Source organism: Longimicrobium sp. (assembly GCF_036280135.1).
GTDB lineage: Bacteria > Gemmatimonadota > Gemmatimonadetes > Longimicrobiales > Longimicrobiaceae > Longimicrobium.
The window spans coordinates 1-8,874 of the sequence record NZ_DASURI010000922.1 but is presented as its reverse complement, the minus strand read 5'-3'; the positions used below and the strand labels follow the sequence as shown (position 1 = coordinate 8,874).

Here is an 8,874-nt window from a genome sequence, read left to right as displayed (position 1 = left end):
GGTCCAGCACGTAGCGGCGAACGGTGGTCCGCGGCGCCCGGACGACGGCCTCGGCCGTGACGCGCTGCGGCGTGCGCACCCAGCGCTCCAGCGCCAGCGTGTCGCGCCCCAGCACGGTGACGAGCGCGGCGCTGTCCGTCTGCGCGGCGGCGGGCACGGCGGCCGCCAGCAGCGGCAGGCCGCACAGGATGGTGCGGCGCAGCAAAGAGTTCACGATCGGTCGCATGGGTCGGCTCCTCGTGGGCTCTGGTTCGGTGGATCGAGGGATGCCGGCCAACCTACCCCCGCCCCCGCCGCCCGCACAAGCCGATGCATTGAGCCCCTGGCCCGGGATGCGTAATCCTCAGGAGCCGCGTCGGATTGTGTGCACCCCTGCAACCAAAGCGTCACCCCGATCCCGCAATGCACGCGTCATCCTGAGGAGTGGCGTCGGACTGTGTTCATCCTGCAACGGAAGCTTTACCTGGATCCCGCAACAGAGCGTCATTCTGAGGAGCCGCCGCGCCGGCCCTGACCGGGCGCGATCCATGGCGGCGACGAAGGATCTTGCCCGCGAATCTCTGCGGCGGCCCTTGTGCACTGAATCTGCCTCCGAGTCTCGCACACAAGATCCTTCGGTCGCGCCAAAATCCTGCGTGCGTTCATGTTACGCGCGGCGCTCCCTCAGGATGACGCGTCGTCGGAAGAGGATGTGAGAGGATGTGAGAGGATCTGAGAGGATCTGAGAGGATCTGAGAGGATCTGAGAGGATCTGAGAGGATGGCGCGCGGGACCAAGAGCGAATGATTCGCCGCGGGATACTCGCGAAGTCCGCCTTCGCGGACTGCACCGCCGCCCTCCTGCCGCGGACGCCCGCCACATCGCCGGGTGACAGTCCGCGTTGGCGGTTGAAGCCCTGTTCGCAGAGCGCGTCGGCGCGAGACAGGGCTTACCGCTGTCCCAGCGGCGGCTTTAGCCGCTCAGGCTGGGTGGGCGCTATCACGCTGGGTTCACGCTCTCCCCCTACCCCACCTCCCGCAGCGCCTGCCCCAGCCGCTCCAGCCCCGCGCGGAACTTTGCCGGGTCCACGCCCAGGCCGATGCGCACGTGGTCCGGCGCGCCGAAGAAGCTCCCGGGCACCACGGCCGTCTCGTACCGCTCCGTCAGCACGTCGCAGAGCGCGTCGGCGTTGCCGCGGACGACACGGGGAAAGGAGACGGTGCCGTGCGCGTGGGGACGGACGTCCAGCACGTCGCCGTGCGTGGCGTAGAAATCGTTGAGCGCGGCGGCGTTGGCGTCCAGCAGCGTCCGTGAACGCCGGGCGAGCGCGTCCAGGTTCTCGAACGCCGCCAGGCTCAGCCGCTCCGCCGCGTGCACGCCGATGTTGTTGAACAATTCCGTCAGCCGCCACGCGCGCTCCGCGATCTCCGGCGCGGCCAAAATCCATCCGCACCGCAGGCCGTTGAGCCCGTAGACCTTGGTGAGGCTGTTGGTGCTGATGAACGTTTCGCCCAGGTGGAACGCCGTGCGGGGCGCATCTTCCCAGAGCGCGTCGAGGTATACCTCGTCCACGATCACCCGCGCGCCCGATCGCGCCGCGATCTCGCCGATCTGCCGCAGCGCGTCGTCATCCGCCAGGACGCTGGACGGATTGTGCAGGTTGGTGAGGACCACGGCGCGCGTCCGGTCCGTCATCCCCCGCTCCACCTCCGCGGGATCGAGGCGGAACCCGTCCTCCGCGCGGCGGGAAAAGGAACGCACCTCCGCGCCCAGCCAGCGCGCGGCGGCGATCAGCGGCTCGTACGTGGGATGCTCGATCAGCACCTCGTCGCCCGGCCGCACGACGGCGGCGAGGGCCAGGAGGTTGGCCATGGACGTGCCCATCGCGGCCGCCACGCACGCCTCGTCCGCCCGGTAGCGGGAGGCGATGGCGGCCTGCAGCGGGGCGTATCCGTACGCGCCCGTGCCGCTGATCTCCAGGTCGTCCGTCGTCACCGGCAGCTCGCGCAGGCCGACGTACGGGACGCCGCTGGACGTAAGGTCGTAGCGGGACGGCGTGCGCGTCTTGGCCCAGCGCAGGTACGCGGAGCCCATCGGCCGGTCCGTCATGCCGCGCGCCGCCGCCACAGCAGGTAGACGGGAACGCCCGTCAGCATGATGCCCAGCCCCACGGCGCTGTTCACGGGCGCCTCCAGGACCGTGGCGACGACGATGAGCGCCGCCGCGGCGATGAACAGCCCCGTCGTCAGCGGGTGGCCGGGGACGCGCGCGCCGCCGCCGTCGTCGCCGTTCGCACGGCGGCGGAAGACGAACAGGGCGGCGCCCGTCAGCGCGAAGAACACCCAGTCCACGGCGACCACGTAGCTCAGGATCTGCTCGTACGTGCCGGAGAGGGCAATCAGCAGCGACAGCACGCCCTGGAGCACGATGGCGACGACGGGCGCCCGCGTCGTTGGCGACACGGCCGCCACGGAGCGAAAGAACAGCCCGTCCGCCGCCATGGCAAAGTACACGCGCGGTGCCGTGAGCATGCCCTGGCTCAGGAACCCCAGCGTGCTGATGGCGATGCCAGCGGCGATGAGCGTGGCGCCCCGCTCGCCGAACGCCAGGCGCATCACGCTGGAGGCCGGCGCCGTGGTCGCAGCCAGGCCGTCCGCGCCCAGCGCGTGGATGCACGCCAGCGTGACGCCCACGTACAGCGCGATCACGCCCAGCACGCCGATCAGCAGGCCGCGGGCAAGGTCGCGCCGCGGGTTGCGCATCTCGCCCGCCACGAAGCTGGCCGTCTGCCATCCGCCGTACGAGAACATCACGGGCGTCATGGCCGCGCCAAAGGCCAGCAGCAGGCTTCCCGTCCGCTCCGCCGGCGCCACGGCCGGCGCGGGCGCCGCGTTCGCCCCGACGAACAGCAGGCCGGCGGCCACGAGGCCCAGGATCGCCAGGATCTTGAGTACCATCAGCGCGTTCTGCACGGTGCCGCCGGAGCGCACGCCCATGCAGTTGACGGCCACGAGCAGGGCGATGCCCAGGGCGGCCACGACGGGCTCGCCCAGCGGCACGTGCGTCACCTCGCGAAAGTAGCGCGCGAAGGTCACGGCCACGGCCGCCATGCCGCCCGTCTGGATCACCAGCAGCAGCGCCCAGCCGTAGACGAACGCCACGGCGGGGTGAAAGGCGTCGCGCAGGTAGGCGTACTGCCCGCCCACGTCGCGCGGGCGCCGCGCGGCCAGCTCCGCGTAGACGAACGCGCCCGCCAGCGCGATGAGCCCGCCCGCCAGCCACGCGCCCACGATGAGCGCGGGCGTGTGCACTTGCCGCGCGACCACGTACGGCGTGACGAAGATGCCGCTGCCCACGATGCCGCCCATAACGATCATGGTTGCGTCGAACAGCCCCAGCCGGCGGGCCAGCTGCGGCGCGTCGTCAAGCGGGGTGACGGGCGCGGCTGGGACGGCCGGCGGCGCGGAGGAGGACGAGGGGTTCACGGGCGGCGGGTGCGGGGCGAGGAGCGGATGGGACCGGGGATGCGGGACAGAATCAGTCGCGGGGCGGGCGTTCCGCAAGGTGCCCGGGCCTCGGGGCGGTGGCACGGACGTCTGTCGAGATGGAGGGTTCAAGCACGCGGCCGGGCGGCGCGCCGTATCAGGCGCGCCGCGTCCACGCCGGTCAGCGGCAGACCGCGGCCGTGCCGATCTCTTCGTCGCGGGCCAGCGGCGTCACCTCCAGGAACTGCACCCGGGCCGGCTCCGTGGGCGCCAGGGTGATGTAGATCGCCAGATCGCTGTCGCGGCACCGCATCCGCCAGCCGCCGCGCAGCGCGTTGTCGGCCCGGAACGCGTCGTCCATCCGGCACTCGCCGCCCGCCTGCGTGACCAGGCGCTCGAGGGCGGCCTGGCGGCGCGGCTTGGGCTCGTCGCGGTACAGGTTCATGGCGGCCAGGCTGTCCGCGAGCGCGTCGTCCCAGCGGTTCACCAGGCGCGACACCTGCTCCCGCCGCACCAGCAGCACCGGCGCGGGCTGCGGCACCCGCGGCTGCAGCCCGCCCGTGCGCGCCAGGACCTGCAGCGCCTGGTCCGTCACGCCGCCCCAGCCCGTGTAGGTGAGGTTGCCCATGGCCACGATCCCCACGCCATGCTCCGGCAGCCAGCGCATCAGCGAGCCGAAGCCCGGCAGTCCGCCGCTGTGCGACACCAGCGTGCGGAACTGGCACGTCTGCCGGATCCCCAGCCCGTATCCGTATCCGCCGGCGTTCAGCGTGACGGTGCCCGCCGCCGTGTCGCGAACCACCGTCGCGCCGCTGAACCGCGCGACCTGCTGCATCTCCCGCAGCGACGCGCGGCGTACGGGGCCGGCCGCGTCGCCGTCGCGCGGGGGCCACGCGTCCAGCATGAGCCCCACCCAGCGCGACAGGTCGCTCACGGAGGTGAGCATGCCGCCCATGGGGCCAAAGGCGCCGTCCGGCAGCTGCGGCTCCTCCACCCACTGTCCATCCACCAGCCGGTAGCCGTGCGCCAGGCGGTCCGCCGGCACGCTCGCGGGTTCCAGCGTGGTGGAGCGCATCCCCAGCGGCCGCAGGATGTGCGCGGTCAGGTACCGCTCGTACGGCATCCCCGACACGTTGGCCACGATGCGGCCCAGGATGGCGTAGCCAAAGTTGGAGTACTCGTAGCTGGTGCCCGGCGCCGTGGAGAACGGGATGCCCCCGCGGATCATGGCCGACAGCTCGTCCTGGGTGGCCGCGAGCTGCTGGTCGCCCCACGGGTTGTCTTCCGGGAAGCCGGCGGAGTGCGAAAGCAGGTGGCGGATGGTGATGCGGGGCGCGTCATCCGTCCCGTCGCGCAGGCCGGCCAGCTCCGGCACGTAGCGCTCGGCGGGGTCGTCCAGCGACAGCCGCCCTTCGTCGCGCAGCTGCAGGATGGCCGCCGCCGCGAAGCTCTTGCTCATGGAGGCAATGCGGAACACGGTCGCCGTGTCCACGGGCGCGTTCGTCGCGAGGTCGCGATACCCCGCCGTCCCCACGTGCACCAGCCGTCCGTCCACGATGATGCCGTACGCGATGCCGGGCACCCGCGACCGCGCGGCGAACGCGGCGGGCGCGGCGCGGCTGCTCTCACCCGGCGCCTGCGCCCGGGCCTGGGCGGGCACCAGGCCGGCCAGGCCGGCCAGGCCGGCGAGCACGGCGAGGAGGGAACGCGTGGTCATGGGGATCCTGGTCGGTTCGGTCCGGGTGGATCGCGGTCATCCGGAAGGGATGACCGGCGTGGAGGAACTGGGGTTCCGGGCGCGTCGCGGGCACCGTGCGAGCACCCCGTCCGGGCTCGCGGAGCTCGCCCACCTCCCCCAAAAAAACCCTGGGGGAGGGTGAACTGCGGACGTTCATCCCCGCAGGGTGCGTGCGGGCCGGATGGTTCAGGAGACGAGCGTCACGATCCGGTCGATGACGCGCCACCGGCCGGCGCGGCGTTCCAGCAGATACAGGCCGACGGTGCCGCAGAGGTCGCCGCAGTTCCATCCGTACGCGACCGCCGCGTGCCGCCGGCCCGGGTCGAAGCCCGGCCGCGAGAGCCAGTGCATGGAGGTCGCGCCCGGGAACATCTCGCCGAGCACGCGGATGTCGCCGTTCATGTCGTCGCGGCGGGCGGCGTCCATGGAGTCCAGCTGCGCTTCCGTGATCCAGCGTGCCGGAGAATCGTCGCCCACCAGCGGCGCTAGGGCAACGCGGGTCCGGTTTCGCGGAAGGACATCCGCGTACGTCTTTGCCGGGAACCGGATGCCTTTTTCCTTCGCCGCGTAGACCGCGTCGGGAACGAAGTCCGGCTCGTCTTCCTCGAGTAGTTCCAGGCTGAGCAACGAGATGGCGGGCCTCGGCTCCACGCGATCCTTTTCGATGTACCCGATGACGGCCCGCAGCACCTCGCGCTCGTCCTGGGCCAGCGTGCGCACGTCCAGGCGCGCGGATGCGCACGCGCCCGAAGCTGCGCAGCTCATCAGGACCAAGCTCATCAGGGAGAAGCGTCTCATCGGAGCGGACGCGGGCGGAGGGGGAGTCGGCGGCATGCGGAATCTGCGAACACAACGGAGGCACGTGCAACCCCGCACGTGCCTCCTCGTGCCTACGCCGGCTTGGGACAGGAGACCGCCGTTGCCGGCCGTCCCCTGTAACCTGTCCCCCGCGGTTGCCGTTCGCCGGCTATTCCCTATTCCCTATTCCCTATTCCCTGCCCCTCAACGCCTCGATCCGCGCGATTTCCTCGTCGCTCAGCCGGAAGTCGCCACCGCCCATCACGCCCTCCACCTGCTTCGCCGAGCGTGCGCCCACGATGGCGCCCGTTACCGCCGGCAGCCGCAGCGTCCACGCGATGGCCACCTCGCCCGCCGTGCGCCCGTGCGCCTCGCCGATGCGACGCAGCTCGTCGGCGATGGCCAGGTTGCGCGACAGCTTGGGCTCCTGGAACTGCGGGTTGCGGCTGCGCCAGTCGTTCTCCGGCAGGTTCGCCGCGCGCTCCTTCGTCATCCCGCCCGTGAGCAGGCCGCTGCCCATGGGCGAGTACACGATCACGCCGATCCCGTTCTGCCCACAGAACGGCAGGATCTCGCCTTCCACCTCGTCGTTGATGAGCGAGTACGGCGGCTGCAGCGAGGTGACGGGCGCGATCCCCTGCGCCATCTCCAGCTGCCGCACGTTCCAGTTGCTCACGCCGATCCAGCGCACCTTGCCCTCGCGCTGCAGCTCGGCCATGGTGCGCCAGCCCTCGGCGTCCTCGTCGGGGTCGTTGGGCTCCGTGGGCCAGTGGATCTGGTACAGGTCGATGGCATCCACCTTGAGCCGGCGCAGGCTGGCCTCGCACTCGCGGCGAAGGCTGTCGGCCCGCAGGACCTTGTTGATCTCGCGGTTCTCGTCCCACACCAGGCCGCCCTTGGTAAACACGTACGGCTTGGAGCCGGACCAGCCCTGTACCGCGCGCGCCACCACCTCCTCGGAGTGGCCCAGGCCGTAGACGGCCGCCGTGTCGATCCAGTTGACGCCCATGTCGAGCGCCTTGTGGATGGCCTCGATGGATTCCTGGTCGTCCTGCTCGCCCCACGCGAACGCGTATCCCGCGCCGCCCACCGCCCACGACCCAAAGCCGATGGGCGTGATCTCCAGGTCGGAGTTTCCCAGCTTCCGCGTCTGCATCGTATCCTCGTTCCAAAAACGCATCCCGGTTCCGGGTGAACCGGCCGGGAAGCCGCCTGCGCGATCCGTGCCCATCGTCCAACAGCGTACCGGGCCAAGTAATCCCGCCCGTCGGCCGCCGTCCGGCCCCGGCATCCTCTTACCGATCGCGATCAGGTGGATGATGCGCACCGGCGGGTTCCACGCCCCGGCGCCGCCATCATGCCTCTTCGAAAAAACGCGGATGCCGTCCCCTCGCCGAAAGCAGCCCCTCTACCAAGGGACGCCGTCCTCCTGCTGATTCCTCCGGTCCGCGACCGGCCGTCGCGTGACAGAAACTCTGCGCTTCCAACCCAGCAGTTTTGGGGGAGGTGGGCGAGCTCCGCGAGCCCGGAGGGGGCGTCCGCGCGGACCCCGCCCCGCCCGCATGCATTCCCGCTCGCCGTCCTCCGCCCGCCCGTCAGTTCCCCGTGAGCGCGTCCACGAGGTCCGGCAGCTCGGACAGGGGCTGGCTGCGGACGTGCGGCTGCGGCGGGCCCACGTGTACGCGACCGATCCGCGTCTCGGCGTCGAACTCGCCCAAGACGGTTTCCAGCAGCACCGCGGCCGCGTGGACGAACTCGTGCAGGGGTGTCCACCGGTAGCCGGGGATGAAGATGCGCACGTCCAGCCTGCCTCCCGCCGGCTGGGCCGCGAACCGCACCTCCCTCAGCCGCACGGTCACGCCGCCCAGGACGAGCTCGCCTACGAGCGGCCGCCGCTGCCGAAAGGCCCGCACCGTCCAGCGCTCCAGCGGCGGCGCAGCCTCCACCAGCCTGACGACGGCCGCGAATAGGGCCAGGTCGCCACTCGCCGATACGATGAGCTCCCGACGCCCACCGTGCTTTCGCCCGACGTCCAACGCGAGGTCCTTATCAACGCGTTCCATGGCCGCGAGAAGCGCGTGAAACGCGGGATCAGGCTCATCCTCCAGGTCCCAGAGCATCTCTTCGTGCTCCACGAACCAGTCCCAGAACACCCGCTCGGGGGATGCGGCGAAATCCGTGCATTCACCTGCTTTTTGCAGTGCGGCGCGCATGTCGTTCCGTGCCTCCGGTAAAGGTGCGTCGGAAAACAAGAGCGCGGAGTATACAACAAGATGGACACAAGTGGAAGCCCCCGGAATCCACCCTCTCAATTCACAGATTCCGTCATCCTCTGCAACTCAAAGCACCGCGCGAACCTGCGTCCACTCTGCCGATCTTTTCGGACCGGACGGATGGATGCGCCGCGGGTGGAGGCTGGATCGTGCACGGGCTGGGGTACTCTGCGCCCTCTGCGGCTCTGCGTGAGAAAGCAGTTCCCGTCCCGCGCATGAGGCTTGGCCGGAGGCACGATCCACCCTGTGCATTGCCGACAAACATCGGTGTGCTAATATTCCAGCCCTCTCATCCCCATGCGGACCCACGACCCAGGAGCACCCGCTTGAAGAAGCACCTTACCCTCGCCGCCGCGTGCGTGCTGGCCGCGTCGTGCACGGCGCCGCAGGCCGGGCCGGAGCCGGCGGCCGGTCCCATGCCGTCCACCGCGCCCACGGCGGACCCCAACCAGCAGCTGGACCAGCTGGCCGAGGCGTACTTCGAGGCCAGCCTGCCGCTGAACCCCACCGGCGCCACGTCGCTGGGCGACACGCGGTTCAACCACCTGTACACGGTGGGCTTCAGCCCCGAGGGGCGGGCCGCGGGCCACGCGCTGCTGGA

Annotated in this window: 6 protein-coding genes and 2 pseudogenes; 1 reads left to right on the top strand and 7 read right to left on the bottom strand. The window is 70.8% G+C overall.

Annotated features, from left to right (window positions below; all coding sequences use genetic code 11):
- The 7 genes and pseudogenes from VFZ20_RS29730 to VFZ20_RS29700 form a co-directional block, all read right to left on the bottom strand.
- Positions 1–226, bottom strand: a pseudogene (locus VFZ20_RS29730) (hypothetical protein); the annotation flags it as partial.
- 776 nt (positions 227–1,002) lie between these two features.
- The gene (locus tag VFZ20_RS29725) at positions 1,003–2,088 is read right to left on the bottom strand and encodes a pyridoxal phosphate-dependent aminotransferase (RefSeq protein WP_329687595.1); all 1,086 of its coding nucleotides are present in this window, start codon (positions 2,086–2,088) and stop codon (positions 1,003–1,005) included.
- The gene (locus VFZ20_RS29720; protein WP_329687594.1) at positions 2,085–3,464 is read right to left on the bottom strand and encodes an APC family permease; all 1,380 of its coding nucleotides are present in this window, start codon (positions 3,462–3,464) and stop codon (positions 2,085–2,087) included. Before VFZ20_RS29720 ends, VFZ20_RS29725 begins: the two co-directional genes overlap by 4 nt.
- A 181-nt stretch (positions 3,465–3,645) precedes the next feature.
- On the bottom strand, positions 3,646–5,181 hold the full coding sequence (locus VFZ20_RS29715; RefSeq protein WP_329687593.1) for a serine hydrolase domain-containing protein: 1,536 nt from the start codon (positions 5,179–5,181) through the stop codon (positions 3,646–3,648).
- A gap of 207 nt (positions 5,182–5,388) precedes the next feature.
- On the bottom strand, positions 5,389–5,922 hold the full coding sequence (locus tag VFZ20_RS29710; protein ID WP_329687592.1) for a hypothetical protein: 534 nt from the start codon (positions 5,920–5,922) through the stop codon (positions 5,389–5,391).
- A gap of 268 nt (positions 5,923–6,190) precedes the next feature.
- A complete protein-coding gene (locus VFZ20_RS29705; RefSeq protein ID WP_329687591.1) occupies positions 6,191–7,156 on the bottom strand; it encodes an aldo/keto reductase in 966 nt (321 codons plus the stop codon).
- Positions 7,157–7,595: 439 nt separating this feature from the next.
- Positions 7,596–8,213 carry a hypothetical protein gene (locus tag VFZ20_RS29700; RefSeq protein WP_329687590.1) on the bottom strand — a complete coding sequence of 206 codons (618 nt, stop codon included), beginning with the start codon at positions 8,211–8,213 and terminating at the stop codon, positions 7,596–7,598.
- A gap of 386 nt (positions 8,214–8,599) precedes the next feature.
- Here VFZ20_RS29700 and VFZ20_RS29695 point away from each other — a divergent pair.
- Positions 8,600–8,874, top strand: a pseudogene (locus VFZ20_RS29695) (hypothetical protein); the annotation flags it as partial.

Bases quoted from the DNA above. Each gene is read 5' to 3' on its own strand.
- VFZ20_RS29725 (WP_329687595.1), bottom strand. From the start codon at position 2,088: ATGACGGACCGGCCGATGGGCTCCGCGTACCTGCGCTGGGCCAAGACG.
- VFZ20_RS29715 (WP_329687593.1), bottom strand. From the start codon at position 5,181: ATGACCACGCGTTCCCTCCTCGCCGTGCTCGCCGGCCTGGCCGGCCTG.
- VFZ20_RS29705 (WP_329687591.1), bottom strand. From the start codon at position 7,156: ATGCAGACGCGGAAGCTGGGAAACTCCGACCTGGAGATCACGCCCATC.
- VFZ20_RS29700 (WP_329687590.1), bottom strand. From the start codon at position 8,213: ATGCGCGCCGCACTGCAAAAAGCAGGTGAATGCACGGATTTCGCCGCA.